The organism is Nonomuraea sp. NPDC004354 (assembly GCF_053602555.1).
Genome location: NZ_JBSGDV010000006.1, coordinates 73,790 through 90,871 on the forward strand (window position 1 = coordinate 73,790; position 17,082 = coordinate 90,871).

Annotated in this window: 8 protein-coding genes; 6 read left to right on the top strand and 2 right to left on the bottom strand. The window is 73.0% G+C overall.

Annotated elements, in window-relative coordinates; all coding sequences use genetic code 11:
* Positions 1-8: 8 nt before the first annotated feature.
* From ACWENQ_RS19755 to ACWENQ_RS19775, 5 genes are read left to right on the top strand one after another with little or no spacing between them, the layout of a single operon-like run.
* Complete coding sequence (locus ACWENQ_RS19755; protein WP_452415534.1) at positions 9-10,010, top strand: amino acid adenylation domain-containing protein; 10,002 nt, start codon at positions 9-11, stop codon at positions 10,008-10,010.
* A gap of 4 nt (positions 10,011-10,014) precedes the next feature.
* A complete protein-coding gene (locus tag ACWENQ_RS19760; RefSeq protein ID WP_354910868.1) occupies positions 10,015-10,185 on the top strand; it encodes an MbtH family protein in 171 nt (56 codons plus the stop codon).
* 2 nt (positions 10,186-10,187) lie between these two features.
* Positions 10,188-11,720: a tryptophan halogenase family protein gene (locus ACWENQ_RS19765; RefSeq protein ID WP_452415535.1), complete on the top strand. Its 1,533-nt coding sequence runs from the start codon at positions 10,188-10,190 to the stop codon at positions 11,718-11,720.
* The gene (locus ACWENQ_RS19770; protein ID WP_354910865.1) at positions 11,717-12,226 is read left to right on the top strand and encodes a flavin reductase family protein; all 510 of its coding nucleotides are present in this window, start codon (positions 11,717-11,719) and stop codon (positions 12,224-12,226) included. Before ACWENQ_RS19765 ends, ACWENQ_RS19770 begins: the two co-directional genes overlap by 4 nt.
* On the top strand, positions 12,219-14,108 hold the full coding sequence (locus ACWENQ_RS19775) for a RiPP maturation radical SAM C-methyltransferase (RefSeq protein WP_452415536.1): 1,890 nt from the start codon (positions 12,219-12,221) through the stop codon (positions 14,106-14,108). The genes ACWENQ_RS19770 and ACWENQ_RS19775 overlap by 8 nt, the downstream gene beginning before the upstream one ends.
* A gap of 8 nt (positions 14,109-14,116) precedes the next feature.
* On the opposite strand, the gene ACWENQ_RS19780 is transcribed toward ACWENQ_RS19775, so the two are convergent.
* The gene (locus ACWENQ_RS19780) at positions 14,117-14,914 is read right to left on the bottom strand and encodes an alpha/beta fold hydrolase (protein ID WP_452415538.1); all 798 of its coding nucleotides are present in this window, start codon (positions 14,912-14,914) and stop codon (positions 14,117-14,119) included.
* Entirely contained in the window at positions 14,871-16,133 is a 1,263-nt protein-coding gene (locus tag ACWENQ_RS19785; protein WP_452415540.1) for a cation:proton antiporter, read from the bottom strand. The genes ACWENQ_RS19780 and ACWENQ_RS19785 overlap by 44 nt, the downstream gene beginning before the upstream one ends.
* A gap of 189 nt (positions 16,134-16,322) precedes the next feature.
* On the opposite strand from ACWENQ_RS19785, the gene ACWENQ_RS19790 reads away from it, so the two are divergent.
* Entirely contained in the window at positions 16,323-17,069 is a 747-nt protein-coding gene (locus ACWENQ_RS19790) for a HalD/BesD family halogenase (RefSeq protein WP_354910855.1), read from the top strand.
* Positions 17,070-17,082 lie beyond the last annotated feature (13 nt).

A 17,082-nucleotide genomic window follows, 5' to 3' on the forward strand; every position in this document is an offset into this window, starting at 1 on the left:
CCGCACGCATGTCCGAGACCTTCGCCACGCGGATCGCGCAGCTGTCCCCCGAGCGCCGCAGGCTCCTCCTCGAACGGCTGGCGCGCGGGTCCGAGCCGCTGCGCGCGCCGCGTGACGGCACGCCGCTGCCGCTGTCGTTCGCCCAGGAGCGGCTGTGGTTCCTGTGGCGGATGGCCCCGGACAGTCCCGCCTACAACGCCCCGGCGGCGGTACGGCTCCGCGGCCCGCTGGAGGTGGATGCGCTCGCCGGGGCGCTGAGCGGGGTGGTGGCCAGGCACGAGGTGCTGCGCACCCGCTACGCCGCGGAGGGCGGGGCGCCCGCCCAGGTCGTGGACCCGCCCGCGCCGGTCGAGCTGCCGGTGATCCACGCCGCGGAGGGCGAGCTGCGCGGACTGGTCGACCGTGAGTGCGCGCTGCCCTTCGACCTGGAGGGCGGGCCGGTCCTGCGCGCCCGGCTGTTCCGCCTGGCCGCCGACGACCATGTCCTGCTGCTGGTCATCCATCACATCGCCTGCGACGGCTGGTCCCTGCCCATCCTGTGGCGGGAGCTGGCCGCCCTCCACCAGGGCGAGTCCCTTCCCGACCTGGAGATCCAGTACGCCGACCACGCCCACCGCCAGCGGCACGCCGCCGCCCACGCAGACACCGCCCATGCAGGCACCGCCCAGGATGACGGCGGCACTGACACCGGCACCGGCCCTGACCGTGACACTGACGACGGACTGGGCTACTGGACCGCCCAGCTGGCCGGCCTGGAGACGCTCGAACTGCCCGCCGACCGGCCCCGGCCGCAGGAGCCCGGGCACCAGGGCCACCACGTGCCGCTGCGCGTGCCGGAGGAGACGGCGCGCACGCTGCGCGCGCTGGCCCGCGACAGCGGCGCGACCGTCTTCATGGTGCTGCTGACCGCCGTCCAGGCGCTGCTGTCCCGCCTGACCGGCCAGCACGACATCGCTGTCGGCACCCCCACGGCCGGCCGCGACCGCCCCGACACCGCCCCGCTCATCGGCTTCTTCGTCAACACCCTCGTGCTGCGCGCCGGCACCGGCGACAACCCCACCTTCCGCGACCTGCTGCGCCGGAACCGGACCACCGTGCTGGACGCCTTCGCCCACCAGCACACCCCCTTCGAGCGCGTCGTCGAGCGGCTCAACCCGGTGCGCGGTCCCGGCAGGAACCCGTTGTTCAACGTCATGTTCACCGGCGACAGCGACGCGGCCACCTCGAGGCTGGAGCTGGGCGGGCTGGCCGCGCAGCCGTACCCCTGCGACGCCGGCGGGGCGCTGTTCGACCTGACCTTCAGCCTGCACGACGGCTTCGCGGGTGCCCTGGAGTACGACGCCGAGCTGTTCGACCTGGGCACCGTCGAGCGCATGGCCGACCAGCTGAACGTGCTGCTGCGCCAGGCGGCGGCCGACCCGGACCGGCCGATCGCCGACTACGACCTGGTCACCGACGCCGAGCGGCGGCAGCTGGCGCACTGGAACGCGACCCGGCTCGCCCGCAACGCCAGGTCCAGCGTCGAGGAGCAGTTTGAGGCCTGCGCCGACACGGCCCCCGGCGACCTGGCGCTGGTGTGCGGGGCCGAGCGGCTCACCTACGGCCAGGTGGAGCGGCGGGCCAACCGGCTGGCCCACCTGATCCGCGAGCTCGGCGCGGGAACCGAGGACGTGGTGGCGATCTGCGTGGGGCGCGGCCCGGATTCGGTGATCGCCCCGCTGGCCGCCCTGAAGGCGGGGACGGCGTTCTTCCCCGTCGACGCCGACCAGCCGCCGGCGCGGCTGGCCGCGATGCTGGCCGGTACGGCACCGGCGGTCGTGCTGGCGGACCCGGGTTTCGCCGGGGAGATCCCCGACGGCCCCTGGCGGGTGGCCGACATCGGCGGCGACCTCGGCGCGCTGCCCGACCACCGGCCCGCACGCGACGTGCCAGGCTCCGCTCTGGCCTACGTCATCCACACCTCCGGCTCCACCGGCACGCCCAAGGGCGTCATGGTCACCAGGGGCGGCCTGGCCAACCTGCGCGCCGACTGGGCCGCGCGCAGGTACCGCGCCCGCAGGTGGCTGACCGTGGCCAGCCCCTCCTTCGACGTCTTCCTCGGCGACGTGGTGCGCAGCCTGACGTTCGGCGGGAGCCTGGTGATCGCGCCGCGCACCCTGGCTCTGGCTCCCGGCGAGCTGGCCGACGCGCTCGTGGCCGAGCGGATCGACGCCTTCGACAGCATCCCGGCCGTGCTGCACGCGCTGGCCCAGCACGTGGCCGGCAGCGGACGGCGGCTGCCTGACCTGCGCCTGCTCGTCTCGGGCGGCGACGCCCTGTCCGTGGCCGACTGCGAGGCGATCATGGCGGCCCTCGGCTCCGAGGTGCGCGTGCTCAACGCCTGGGGCGCCACCGAGACGACCATCGACAGCACCATCCACGAGGTGCGCAGGGGCGCGCGGACGGTCTCCGGCATCGTGCCCGTCGGCGCCCCGGCCGCCAACACCGGTATCCACGTCCTGGACGAGCAGGGCCGGCAGGTGCCGATCGGCGTCGTGGGCGAGCTCCACGTCGGTGGCGAGGGCCTGGCCCGCGGCTACATCGGCCGGCCCGCGCAGACCGCGGCCCGCTTCGTGCCCGACCCGTACGCCACCGCGCCGGGCGCCCGCCTCTACCGCACCGGCGACCTGGGCCGCTGGTTGCCCGACGGCACCATCGAGTTCCTCGGCCGCGACGACGACCAGGTGAAGATCCGCGGCCACCGCGTCGAGCCGGGCGAGGTGCAGGCCGTCCTGCGCGAGCATCCGGCGGTCGCCGACTGCCACGTGCTGGCCTGGCCCGACGGGCCTGGCAACCACCGGCTGGTCGGCTACGTGGTGCTGACGGGGCAGACCGGCCACGGCGAGCTGCGGGAGTTCTGCAACCAGCGCCTGCCCCGCGCGATGTGGCTGTCGGGGATCGTCGAGGTGGACGCGCTGCCCCGCACCCTGAGCGGGAAGGTCGACCGGGCCCGGCTGCCGCAGCCCGGTCCCGCCGTCTCCCGTGCCCGCCACGAGCCGCCGCGCACCGAGCTGGAGCGCACGGTCGCCGCCGTCTGGCGGCGGGTGCTCCAGGTGCCGGACGAGGTGGGCGCGCACGACGACTTCTTCGACCTCGGCGGGCACTCGATGCTGGCCACCCGCCTGCTCTTCGCGCTCAAGGAGGAGCTCGGCGTCGACCTGCCGGTCACCGCGATCTTCGAGGCGCCGACCGTGGCGGCGCTGGCCGCCCGCGTCGAGACCGCCCGGCCCGCCGCGCCGCCGGTCCTGCGCGCGCCGCGAGAGGAGACCCTGCCCCTGTCCTTCGCCCAGGAGCGGCTGTGGTTCCTGTGGAAGCTGGCTCCCGCCAGTCCCGCGTACAACATGCCGGTGTCCGTACGGCTGCGCGGCCCGCTCGACGTCGAGGCGCTGGCCGGGGCGCTCAGCGGGGTGGTGGCCCGGCACGAGGTGCTGCGCACCCGTTACGTGGAGGTCGACGGCGTCCCCGCCCAGGTGGTCGATCCGCCCGCCCCGGTGGAGCTCGGGGAGGGGCTGGAGGGCGCCTGGGAGGAGCCCTTCGACCTGGAGAGCGGGCCGGTCCTGCGGGCGCGGCTGCACCGCGTGGCCGCCGACGACCACGTCCTGCTCCTGGTCTTCCACCACATCGCCTGCGACGGCTGGTCCCTGCCCGTCCTGTGGTCGGAGCTGGCCGCCCTCTACCAGGGCCGGACGCTTCCCGCCCTGGAGATCCAGTACGCCGACCACGCCTTCCACCAGCGCCGCCACGACTCCGCGGACGGCCTGGCCTACTGGACCGACCGGCTGGCCGGCCTGGAGACGCTCGAGCTGCCCACCGACCGGCCCCGGCCCCACTCGCCCACCCTGCGGGGCGACCACGTGCCGCTGCGCCTGCCGGCCGACGGCGTCCGGCGGCTGGCCCGCGAGCACGGCGCGACCGTCTACATGGTGCTGCTGACCGCCGTCCAGACCCTGCTCGCCCGCCTGACCGGCCGGCACGACATCGCCGTCGGCACCCCCACGACCGGCCGCGACCACCCGGACACCGCGCCCCTGATCGGTTTCTTCGCCAACACCCTCGTGCTGCGCGCCGACACCGGCGGCGACCCCGCCTTCGCCGAACTGCTGCGGCGCACCCGCGCCGCCGTCCTGGAGGCCTTCGCCCACCAGGACACCCCCTTCGAGCGCGTCGTCGAGCGGCTCAATCCGGTGCGCAGCCCCGGCCACAACCCCCTGTTCGACGTGCTGGTGACGTACTCGAAGGAGGAGCCGCGCGACGCGTGGAGCCTCGACGGGCTGGAGGTCACCCGGCAGGACGCGGACGTTCCCGCCGCCCAGTTCGATCTGACCTTCGCCGTGCACGAGTCGGAGGAGGGGCTGAGCGGCGCGCTGCACTACGCGGCCGACCTGTTCGACCGCTCGACCGCCGAGTCGATGGCCGCGCGGCTGGCCAGGCTGGTCGAGGCGGCCGTGGCCGACCCGGCCATCCGGATCGGCCGCCTGCCGGTGCTCAGCGCCGAGGAGGAGGGGCAGGCCGAGGGGCCGCGCCGCGAGGAGCGGCCGGAGCCGCTGCCCCGGGTCTTCGAGTCGTACGCCGCCCGGACCCCGGACGCTCCCGCGGTGGTCGCCGACGGCCGTACCTGGACCTATGGCCAGGTCAACCGCATGGCCAACCGGCTGGCCCACCACCTGCTGGAGCGCGGCGCCGGACCGGAGACCCTCGTCGCGCTGGCCCTGCCCCGCTCGGCCGACCTGATCACCGGCATCCTGGGCGTGCTCAAGGCGGGCGCCGCCTACCTGCCGCTCGACCTGGAGCATCCGGCCGAGAGGCTCGCCGCCACGCTCCGTGACGCCCGGCCGGTGCTGCTCCTCACCACGCGCGAGGCGGCGCTGCCGTACGAGACGGCGGTGATGATGGAGGAGGTGCCCGCCGGGCCCGAGCACGACCCGGGCCTGCCGCTCGCGCCGGACCGGGCGGCCTACGTCATCTACACCTCCGGTTCCACCGGCACGCCCAAGGGTGTCGTCCTGGAGCACCGGGGGCTGGCCAACCTGACGGCCAATCTGGGTGAGCGCCTGGACGGGGCGGGCGGGCCCGCGCACCGGGTGCTCCAGCTGGTCTCGCCCGGTTTCGACGTCATGGTGTCGGAGGTCGCCACGGCGTTCGCCCGTGGCGGCTGCCTGGTGATCGCACCGGCCACGCTCACCGGGGAGGCGCTGGGGGACTTCCTGCGCGAGCAGCGGGTGAGCCTGGCGCACGTGCCCCCCGCGCTGCTGGCCACCGTGCCCCGCCAGCCGCTGCCCGACCTGCGGGTGCTCGTGGTCGGCGGGGAGGGCTGCCCGCCCGAGCTCATGGCGTGGTGGGCGGCCGGGCGCACGATGATCAACGCCTACGGTCCGTCCGAGGTGACGGTGGACGCGACGGCGTGGACCCACGAGCCGGGACCGGTCATGATCGGCAGGCCCTTGCCGGACATCCAGGTCCACCTGCTGGACGGCGACCTGCGGCCGGTACCGCCGGGCGTGCGCGGCGAGCTGTACATCGGCGGACCCGGCGTCGGCCGCGGCTACCTCGACCGCCCCGCACTCACCGCCCAGCGCTTCATCGCCTGGACCGGCGGCCGCCGCCTCTACCGCACCGGCGACCTGGCCCGCCGCCACCCCGACGGCACCCTCGAATTCCTCGGCCGCGCCGACAACCAGATCAAACTCCGCGGCCACCGCATCGAGCCGGCCGAGATCGAGCACACGCTGAGCCAGGCGCCGGGCGTCGGCCAGGTGGCGGTGATCCTGCGCGACGAGCAGCTCATCGCCTACTTCACCCCGGCCGGCGCCAGCCCCGCGGCCGTGCAGCGCCACGCCCGCACCCACCTGCCCACCCACATGCTGCCGGCCGCCTACCTGCCGCTGCCCGCGCTGCCGCTGACCCCGAACGGCAAGCTGGACCGCCGCGCGCTGCCCGAGCCCCCGGCCACCCGGCACCGGCCGCCCCGCACCCCGCGCGAGCAGACGCTGCTGCGGCTGTTCAACGACACGCTCAACGCCACCCACCTGGGCATCGACGACAACTTCTTCGCCAACGGCGGCCACTCCATCCTGGCCACCCGGCTGATCAGCCGCATCCGCACCGCCCTGGACGCCACCCTCACCATCCGCGACCTGTTCGACCACCCGACCGTGGCGGGCCTGGCGGAGGTCCTGCGCGGCGACGCCCGGCCGGCGCTGCGGCCGATGCCCAGGCCGGAACGGCTGCCGCTGTCGTTCACCCAGCGCCGCCTGTGGTTCCTCAACCGGCTGGAGGACGCCGGCGACCACGCCCAGAACACGCTGGTCTGCCTCAGGCTGCGCGGCCCGCTGGCGGTGCCCGCGCTGGCCGCCGCCCTGTCCGACGTGGTGGCCAGGCACGAGCCGCTGCGCACGGTCTTCCCCGAGGACGAGGCTGGCCCCTACCAGCACGTGCTGCCGCCCGCTCCGGTGCGCCTGACGCCGGTGGACACCACCGAGCGGGAGCTGCCGGAGCTGCTCACCGCGACCACCGCGCAAGGCTTCGACCTGACGCGGGAGGCGCCGGTGCGGATGCGGCTGTTCAGGCTCGGCGCCCGCGAGCACGTCCTGCTGCTGGTGGTCCACCACATCGCCTGCGACGGCTGGTCCATGGCGCCGCTCTCGCGCGACCTTGCCGAGGCCTACCGCGCCCGGCTCGACGGCGGGTCGCCCGGGTGGAGCCCGCTGCCCGTCCAGTACGCCGACTACGCCCTGTGGCAGGAGCCGGGCGACGAGCAGCTGGAGTTCTGGCGCGCCGGCCTGGCCGGCCTGCCCGACCAGCTCGACCTGCCCACCGACCGGCCGCGCCCGGCGATCGCCAGCTACCGCGGCGACACGGTGCCCTTCACGATCCCGCCCGAGCTGCACGAGCGCATGCTGGAGGTGGCCCAGTCGGGCAACCTCAGCCTGTTCATGGTGGTGCAGGCGGCCCTGGCCGCCCTGCTGACCCGGCTGGGCGCGGGCGAGGACGTCCCGATCGGCACCGCGGTGGCCGGCCGGGGCGACGAGGCGCTGGACGACCTGGTCGGCTGCTTCATCAACACCCTCGTGCTGCGGACCGACACCTCGGGCGACCCGAGCTTCCACGAGCTGCTCGAGCGCGTCAGAGAGGGCAACCTGGCCGCCTACGAGCACCAGGACGTGCCCTTCGAGCGGGTCGTGGAGGCGGTCAACCCCACCCGGTCGCTGGCCCGCTTCCCGCTCTTCCAGGTGCTCCTGGTCTTCCAGAACAACGCCCCGGCCGAGCTCGCCTTCGCCGGCCTGGACATCGCCCACGAGCCGGTACGGCACGGCACCGCGGACTACGACCTGACCCTCGACGTGATCGAGAACTACGGCCCCTGCGGACAGCCGGAGGGCATGGCCGCCTACCTCGAGTACGCGGTGGACCTGTTCGACCGGGCCACTGCCGAGGCGCTGGCCGAGCGGCTGCTGCGGCTGCTGGAGGCCGCCGTGGCCGACCCGGACGCCCCGATCGGCGAGCTGCCCGTGCTCAGCGCCGAGGAGGCCCGCCAGGCGGTGGCCCACTCCCACGGCCCCCGCGTCGAAGCGCCACCGCAGACCCTGCCGACCTTCTTCGAACAGCAGGCCGCCCGCACCCCGGACGCCGTGGCCGTGGTGGCCGAGGGGCGCAGCTGGACCTTCGACGAGGTGAACCGTACGGCCAACCGGCTGGCCCACCACCTCAGGGCACAAGGAGCCGGACCGGAGACGCTCATCGCGCTGGCCCTCCCCCGCTCCGTCCACATGATCACGGCCATCCTGGGCGTGCACAAGGCGGGCGCCGCCTACCTGCCGCTCGACCTGGAACACCCCGAGGAGCGGCTCGCCTACACCCTCCAGGACGCCCGGCCGCTCCTCCTGCTCACCACCCGCGGCACGGCGCTGCCGTACGAGCGGACCCTGGCGATGGAGGACGTGCCGGACGGGCCCGACCACGACCCCGGCACCCCGCCGCTGCCCCGGCACGCCGCCTACGTCATCTACACCTCCGGCTCCACCGGCCGGCCCAAGGGCGTGGTGCTCGAACACGGCGGTCTGGCCCACCTGTTCCACGCGCACCGGCACGGGCTGTTCACCGCGGCGAAGGGCGAGCGGCTGCGCATCGCCTTCGTGGTGCCGCTGACCTTCGACACCTCGTGGGACTCGATCCTGTGGCTGGTCGACGGGCACGAGCTGCACGTCATCGACGACGTGACGCGGCGCACGCCCGAGGACCTGGTCGACTACATCGACCGGCACCGGATCGGCTTCGTGGACCTCACCCCGGTCTTCATGGAGCAGCTGGTCGCCGCGGGGCTGTTCGCGCCGGGGCGGCACCATCCGAAGGCGCTGATGGTGGGCGGGGAGGCGGTCTCGGCCGGGTTGTGGCGGGCGATGCGGCAGGCGACCGACACCGACAGCTACAACTACTACGGCCAGACCGAGTGCACCAACGACAGCACCGGCTACCGGGTGCGTGACGGCGAGGTGCCGCTGATCGGCCGCCCGCTGGTCAACACCGAGGTCCACCTGCTGGACGGCAATCTGCGGCCGGTACCACCGGGCGTGCGCGGCGAACTGTACATCGGCGGACCCGGCGTCGGCCGCGGCTACCTCGACCGCCCCGCACTCACCGCCCAGCGCTTCATCGCCTGGACCGGCGGCCGCCGCCTCTACCGCACCGGCGACCTGGCCCGCCGCCACCCCGACGGCACCCTCGAATTCCTCGGCCGCGCCGACAACCAGATCAAACTGCGCGGCCACCGCATCGAGCTCGCCGAGATCGAGACCGTCCTGGGCGGCGCCCCGGGGATCGCGCAGGCCGCGGTCATCGTCCGCGACGACCAGCTCGTCGCCTATCTCACGCCGGAGAGCGCCGACCCGGCGGCCGTCCACCAGCACGCCCTGGCCCACCTGCCGACGCACATGCTTCCCGCGGCCTACCTGCCGCTGCGCGCGCTGCCGCTGAACCCCAACGGCAAGCTGGACCGCCGGGCGCTGCCGGAACCCCCTCGCGCGCGGCACCGCTCGCCGCGCACGCCGAGGGAGAACACGCTGCTGGAGCTCTTCTCCGACGTGCTCGAAGCCCCAGGGCTCGGCATCGACGACAACTTCTTCGCCAACGGCGGCCACTCCATCCTGGCCACCCGGCTGATCAGCCGCATCCGCGGCACGCTCGGGGTCAGGCTGACCATCCGCGACCTGTTCGCCGCGCCCACGGTCGCCGAGCTCATCGAGCGGCTCGACGGCAGCGGCGGCGCGGACGCCTTCGACATGCTGCTGCCGCTGCGGCCCGCCGGCGACCTGCCGCCGCTGTTCTGCGTCCACCCGGTCGGCGGGGTGAGCTGGTGCTACAGCAGCCTGCTGCCGCACCTGGAGCCCGACCGGCCGGTCTACGGGCTGCAGTCCACCGGGCCGGGCCGGGCCGGATCGGTGGCCGAGCTGGCCGAGCAGTACCTGGAACTGGTCCGCAAGGTGCAGCCGGAGGGCCCCTACCACCTGCTCGGGTGGTCCTTCGGCGGCCTGGTGGCCCACGCCATGGCCGAGCGGCTGGAGGGCGAGCGGGAGGGTCAGGTGGCCCTGCTCGCGCTGCTCGACAGCTACCCGGCCTTCTCCGGCGCCGAACGGCCGGGCATCGAGGACCCTGCCGAGGCCCGCGAGCTGCTGATGGACTCCGTCGGCTACGCGGCCGAGCTGGACGAGGAGCTCGTGGCCACGATGACCGAGACCGTCCTGCACAACTCCAGGCTGCTGGACGCGCACCGCCCCGGACGCGTCGGCGGCGACGCGGTGCTGTTCGTCGCCACGCGGAGCTGGGCTCCGGGGGTGTCCGCCGCCGGGATCTGGCGGCCGCACGTGGCCGGCCGCCTGGACGTCCACGAGATCGACTGCGACCACGAGGCGATGACCAGGGCCGACGCCATGGCCCATATCGGACCGATCGTCGCCGCACACTGCAGGGAGGCATGAGCCCATGTTCAAAGTCGTCGTCAACCACGAGGAGCAGTACTCGATCTGGCCCGCCGGCCGGGACAACCCCGCCGGCTGGACGGACGAGGGTTTCGCGGGCGATCGGGAGCAGTGCCTCGCCCACGTCGCCACCATCTGGACCGACATGCGGCCGCTCAGCCTGAGAGGACAGTAGCGATGATCAACAGCGTGGTGATCGTGGGCGGCGGCACGGCCGGATGGATGACCGCCACCTACCTCAAGGCCGCCTTCGGGGACCGGGTCTCGGTCACCCTGGTCGAGTCGCCGCGGATCCCGACGATCGGCGTGGGCGAGGCCACCTTCAGCACCGTCCGGCACTTCTTCGACTACCTCGGGCTGGACGAGCGGGACTGGATGCCGCAGTGCGCCGCCTCCTACAAGCTGGCCATCAGGTTCCAGAACTGGCGCGGTGACGGCACCCACTTCTACCACCCGTTCGAGCGGCTGCGCGTGAGCGACGGGTTCACCCTGGCCGACTGGCACCTGCGGCTCAACGGCGCCGAGCCGTTCGACCGGCACTGCTACATCACCCCGTGGCTCTGCGAGGCCAGGCGCTCGCCCCGCATGCGCGACGGCAGCCTGTTCGCCTCCGGGCTGGACGGCACGCTCGGCCGCTCCACCCTCGACGAGCAGCGCGCGCAGTTCCCCTACGCCTACCACTTCGACGCCGCCCAGCTGGCCGGGTTCCTGACCGGCCTGGGAGTACGGCAGGGCGTCCGCCACGTGCTCGACGACGTCACCGGTGTCGGGCAGGACGAGCGGGGCTGGATCAGCCACGTCGCCACCAGGCAGCACGGCCGGCTGACCGGGGACCTCTACATCGACTGCACCGGCTTCCGCGGCCTGCTCATCAACGAGACGCTGGGCGAGCCGTTCCGCCCCTTCCTGGACGTGCTGCCGAACAACCGCGCGGTCGCCTTGCGGGTGCCTCGCGAGGAGCAGGAGCTGATCAACCCCTACACCACGGCGACCGCGATGGACGCCGGCTGGATCTGGACCATCCCGCTCTACGGCCGCAACGGCACCGGCTACGTCTACTCCGAGGAGTTCTGCACCCCCGAGGAGGCCGAGCGCACGCTGCGCGCCTTCGCCGCGCCCGGCCGCGACGACCTCGAGGCCAACCACATCCGCATGCGGATCGGCCGCAACCACCGCTCCTGGGTGGCCAACTGCGTGGCCATCGGCCTGTCCAGCGGCTTCGTCGAGCCCCTGGAGTCCACCGGGATCTTCTTCATCCAGCACGGCATCGAGCAGCTGGTCAAGCACTTCCCCGACGAGCGCTGGGACCCGCTGCTGAGCAAGGGCTACAACGACAAGGTGGCCCGGGTGATCGACGGGGTCAAGGAGTTCCTGATCCTGCACTACCGGGCCGGCGCCCGCGCCGACACGCCGTACTGGCAGGAGACCAAGCGCCGCAAGATCCCCGAGAGCCTGTCGGACCTGCTGGAGCTGGCTGCCGGCCGGCTGCCGGACGAGAGCGCCGTCTACCCGTACTACCACGGCTTCGAGCTGTACTCGTGGATCACCATGCTGCTCGGGCTCGGGCACGCGCCGCTCCGCCCGCGTCCGGCGCTCCACCACATCGATCCGGCGCGGGCGCGGGCCGAGTTCGCCGGGGTCCGCGCCGCCGCGGAACGCATGGTCGCCGCCCTGCCCACCGCGCACGAATACCTGACGAGCCTGCGATGACCACCGCCCTGGTGGAGTCCTGCCGCATGTTCATGAGCGCCTACCCGACGGGGGTGGCGGTGGTCACCGCCATCAGCCCGGAGGGCGAGCCCTGCGGCCTGACCTGCTCGTCGCTCATCAGCGTCACGCTCAGCCCGCCCACGTTCCTGGTCAGCATGAACATCCACAGCCGGACGCTGGCCGCCGCCCTCGGCTCCGGCGGCTTCGGCGTGAACCTCCTGCCCGCCCGGGCCCGCCCCGTCGCCGAACTGTTCTCCTCCCTCACCGCCGACCGTTTCTCCTCCGTCCAGTGGTCACCCTACGGACGGCTGGGCCTGCCCCGCCTCGAGGAGGATCTGCACGGCTGGGCCGAATGCCTGGTCGAGCAGGTCTGGACGGTCACCGACCACGCTCTGGTGCTCGGCCGGGTGACCGAGATCCACAGCGCCCCCGAAACTCCCCTCCTCTACGGCTTCCGCCAGTACTCCGTCTGGCGAACGGAAGGCGAAAGGACTCTCAGTGCTTGACGTTGCCCTGGTCAACATGCCGTTCGCGGATCGGCGACGACCCTCCTTCGCCCTCAGCCAGCTCGGCGCGCTGGTCCGCCGCGACTTCGGCGCCGAGATCGACGTGCGCGTCTGCTACCTCAACCACGACTTCGTGCGCTTCTTCGGCACCGAGCTCTACGACGCCATCGCCGAAGGCATGGAGCAGCACGTGGCCGGCATCGGCGACTGGCTCTTCCGCCAGGTCGCCTTCCCCGAGGAGCCCGACAACGGCGAGCAGTATTTCGCCCGCTACTTCGCCGGCCCCGACCGCGCCCCCTTCCGCGCGGAGCTGCTGCGCCGCCGGGACCGGCTGGGCGAGTTCTGCGCCTTCCTGGCCGACAAGTACCGCCTGGCCGAGGCCGACCTGGTCGGTTTCAGCTCGATGTTCATGCAGACCGTGCCCAGCCTGGCGATGGCCAGGATCGTCAAGGACCGCGCCCCGGACACCGTCACCGTCATGGGCGGCGCCAACTGCGAGGCCCCGATGGGCGCGGCCCTGGTCGAGCACGCCACGCAGCTCGACTTCGTCTTCTCGGGCCCGGCGCTGAACACCTTCCCCCGCTTCCTGCGCGCGATGCTCGACGGCGAGCTGCCGGCGGCGCACACGATCCTCGGCGTCGTCTCCCGGGACAACTGCCACGAGGAGCGCTACCGCCGCGCCATCGGGGCCGACACCGACATCGACGACAGCGTCGAGCCCGACTACGCCTCCTTCGCCACGTCCTTCGACGAGCTCACCGCCGCGGTCGAGGACAAGGTGGAGCCCATCCTCTTCTTCGAGACCTCCCGCGGCTGCTGGTGGGGCGAGCGCTCGCACTGCACGTTCTGCGGTCTCAACGGCCAGGGCATGGCCTACCGGGCCATGTCGCCGGACAAGGCGGTCGCCCAGTTCGAGCGCCTGTTCTCCTACGCGCCATGGTGCACCGTCTACTCCTGCACCGACAACATCATGCCCCTGGAGTACCTCACCGAGGTCCTGCCCAGGATCCAGCCCCCGCCGCAGGCCTCGATCTTCTACGAGGTCAAGGTGGGCCTCGACCAGCAGGACATGGCCGAGATGGCCAGGGCCGGCGTCAACCGCATCCAGCCCGGCATCGAGGCCCTGTCCACCGGCACGCTCAAGCTGATGAAGAAGGGCTCCTCCTCCTTCCAGAACATCCAGCTGCTCAAGAACTGCGTGCGCTACGGCATCTCGCCCGCCTGGAACCTGCTCATCGGCTTCCCCGGCGAGCCCGAGTCGACCTTCGCCAAGTACGTGGACGACCTGCCGCTCCTGACCCACCTGCCGCCGCCCGAGGGCGTCTTCCCTGTGCGGTTCGACCGCTACAGCCCCTACTTCAACAACGCCGCCGAGTTCGGGCTCGACCTGCATCCGGTGGACCACTACCGGCTGACCTACCCCTTCCCCGAGGAGTCGCTGCGGCGGCTCGCCTACTACTTCACCGACCGGGCGGTCTCGCCGTACATGATCGGGGTCGCCCGCTGGATCCGGCCGCTCAGCGCGGCCGTGGGCGCCTGGCTCGGTTCCTGGGAAGGGACGCCGCCGGAGCTGCGCATGGAGCGGGACGACGACGGCGTCTGGGTCGTCCACGACTCCCGGTCCGGCTCGCCCCTGCGGTACCCGCTCGATCCCGCGGTGGCCGACGTGCTCGTCACGCTGGAGCGCCCGACGCGCCTCGACCGTCTCGCGCCCGAGGCCGCCGAGCACGTGGCCGCGCTGCGGGAACGGGGGCTGATCTTCGTCGAGGGTGAGCGGGCGATGAGCCTCGTCCTCGTCGAGACCGGGGTCGACCCGCTGCCCCGGCCGCGCCGCTCCCTGGTCAGCTCCCGTCGGAGGCTACCGGTGCTGACCACCACCTGACGGCCGGGCTAGGAGGCGGAGAAGAAGTCCATGATCAGCGAGTTGACCTCGTCGGGCTGCTCCAGGTACCCGTAGTGGCCGCACTTGGCGACCTGCGCGTACCGGCAGCCCGGGATGGCCGTGGCCACCTCCTGGCCCAGGTGGGGCGGGGTGATGAGATCGTCCTCGAAGGCGATGACGAGGCACCGCCCGCTGATCGACCGGTAGGCGTCGAGCCGGTCCGAGATGTTCTCGAGCCGGCTCTGCGCCCGCATCACCGCCGCGGCGGTGGGGAAGACCTCGAAGAGGTCCAGCCACTTGCGTGCCTCCCGCTCGTCGTTGAGCGTGTGCGGGGAGAGGCTGAGCACGGCCCGCAGCGCCGCGCCGTAGGCGGCCGGCAGTTCCACGGCGCTGGAGTACAGCTCGGCCTCGGCGGCGCACAGCCGGGCACGGAAGTGGTCGGGCCGCCCGCGGGTGGCCATGAGCACGGCCTGCGAGACCAGCGCGGGCCGGCCCAGCAGCAGCTCCTGGACCACGTGGGCGCCCATGGACACCCCGACGACCCGGCACCGCCCGCCGCACAGCGTCTCGATCAGCGCGGCCAGGTCGCCGACGAGGTCGTCGATCTCGGGCATGGGCCCGCCGTCCGGCGCCAGGCCGCGGTTGTCGAAGGTGATCACGCGGTAGCCGGCGGCGAGGAGGGCGGGCACCTGGTGCAGCTGCCAGACGTGGCCGGGGCTGCCGGTGCCCATGACGAGGATGACCGGCTCGCCCGAGCCGTGGTCAGTGTAGGTGATCGTGGTTCCGTTCACTCTGGCGACGGCCATCCGGCTCTCCAATCGAAGCTCTGGCGAGCGCCATCCGCAGCAGGGGAGGCGCCATGAGCGAGGTGGTGACGGCGATCAGGACGATGATCGAGTAGGCGGCCGGGGTGAGGATGCCCAGCCGCAGGCCGACCGTGGCGACGATGACCTCGATCAGGCCGCGGGAGTTGAGCCCGGCGCCGATGGCGAAGGACTCCCAGTGCGACAGCCCGCTGGTGCGGGCACCGACGTAACCGCCCGCGAGCTTGCCCAGGACGGCGATCGCCAGCGCGGCCGCCGCCGCGGCGGCCACCACGGGGTCGGCCAGGGCGGCCGGGTCCAGGTGGAGCCCGGCGAAGGCGAGGAAGACGGGGGCGAGCACGGCGATGACGACCGTGCGGAGGGTGGCCAGGTGCCTGGGGTCGGCTCCGCCCTTGACGCCCACGAGCAGGCCGGCGATGAAGGCCCCGACGACCGGCTCCAGCGCGGCGGCGTGGGCGGCCAGGGCGGCGGTGAGGATCATCACCACCACGATCGTCATGGTGGGCGCCTGCTCGCCTCCGCGCAGCACGCGGCGGGCAAGGGGCCGGGCGGCCAGGACCACGGCCAGCAGCACCGCCAGCCAGAGGACGGACAGGCCCAGCGCGCCGACGTCCAGGCCGGTGGCCGCCATCGCGCCGACGACCGCGAGCAGCACCCACCCGACGGCGTCCTGGCACGCGCCGGAGGCCAGGATGAGCTGGCCGATGCGGTGGTCGAGCAGCCGCAGGTCGGTCAGGGTGCGGGCGATGACCGGGATGGCGCTGACGCACAGCGCCACGCCGAAGTAGATGGCGAAGACCTCGCGCCGGGTGCCCGGCCCGAGCAGCACCTCGGGGGCCGCGAAGCCCGCGGCCACCCCGAGCGCGAGCGGCACCAGCAGCCCCCAGGCGCTGATCCGGGCGAGGGTGCCCGCCTGCCGGCCGAGCGCGGCCAGGTCGAGTTGCGCCGCCGTGAGCCCGACCAGCAGCAGCACGCCCAGCTGGGCGATGGCGTCGATCAGGGCGCCGGAGCCCGGCTTGGGCAGCCACTGCGACCATTCGGGCGCCAGCTGTCCCAGCACCGCCGGGCCGAGCAGGAGTCCCGCCGACAGCTCCCCGACGATGGCCGGCTGTCCGAAGCGGGCGGCCAGCCGGCCCAGCAGCACGGCCAGCAGGAGGATCACGATGAGCTGGAGGAGGAAGAGGGGGACGCCGGTGAGCATGGCGCATCCTGTCTAACCGGGGAATTCATATGCCCGCCCAGCGTAAAAGGGCCGGCCCGGCACCCGGTCGCGCCGGGAATGAATGGCGATTTCTCGCCACAGTCGCGCCGGGCGCTTTTCCGCCCCCACTCGCGGCCCTACGTTCCGTAGCAGCGAGATCCCCATCAGGCGAAGCGAAGGATCCCCGCAGTGAATGCCCTCATACTGCAGGAGCTGAACCAGCATGCACGCCGCCCCGGACTGGCCGACGAATTGTCGGCGGCCCGGCAGAAATTCGCCGCCCACGGCTTCGCGACGGCATCTTTCCTGGTGCCGCCGAGCATCAAGGAGGCGGTGTCGGGCGACGTGCTCTCCCTCATCGAAGAATCCGGCGTGCGGCGCGATCTGCGATTCAAGGAAACCGGCGGCACACCGCGCAGGATGCGCAACGTGACGCGGGCGGAGATCGCGGAGCGCAGCAGCGTGATCCCGGCGTTGTACGAGTCGGAAGCGCTCGTCGGGCTGCTCTCGGAGATCGTGGACGAGCCGGTGCTGGCCTGTCCGTACGAGCCGGAGCAGTACGTCATCACCCGCCTGGAGCACAACGGCGACACCCACGGCTGGCATTGGGACGACTACAGCTTCGCGCTGGTCTGGGTCGTCGAGTGCCCGCCCGCCGAACACGGCGGATTCGTCCAGTGCGTGCCCGGCACAACATGGAACAAGCAGGATCCGGCCATCCATCGCGCGTTTCTCGGCAATCCCACCCTTTCGTTCGAGGTGCGGGCCGGGGACCTGTACGTCATGCGCACGAACACCACCCTGCACCGGGTTTATCCGATCAGCGCCGGGGTGCGCACGATCATCAATATGGGTTACGCCGCCAAGAGCGACCTGGAGACGGTGCTGACGCACGAGACCATGGACACGCTCTGGGCCGATTCCGGAAAAGCGTGAGCGAAATGTCGGC

Bases quoted from the DNA above. Each gene is read 5' to 3' on its own strand.
- ACWENQ_RS19755 (WP_452415534.1), top strand. From the start codon at position 9: ATGTCCGAGACCTTCGCCACGCGGATCGCGCAGCTGTCCCCCGAGCGC.
- ACWENQ_RS19760 (WP_354910868.1), top strand. From the start codon at position 10,015: ATGTTCAAAGTCGTCGTCAACCACGAGGAGCAGTACTCGATCTGGCCC.
- ACWENQ_RS19765 (WP_452415535.1), top strand. From the start codon at position 10,188: ATGATCAACAGCGTGGTGATCGTGGGCGGCGGCACGGCCGGATGGATG.
- ACWENQ_RS19770 (WP_354910865.1), top strand. From the start codon at position 11,717: ATGACCACCGCCCTGGTGGAGTCCTGCCGCATGTTCATGAGCGCCTAC.
- ACWENQ_RS19780 (WP_452415538.1), bottom strand. From the start codon at position 14,914: ATGGCCGTCGCCAGAGTGAACGGAACCACGATCACCTACACTGACCAC.
- ACWENQ_RS19785 (WP_452415540.1), bottom strand. From the start codon at position 16,133: ATGCTCACCGGCGTCCCCCTCTTCCTCCTCCAGCTCATCGTGATCCTC.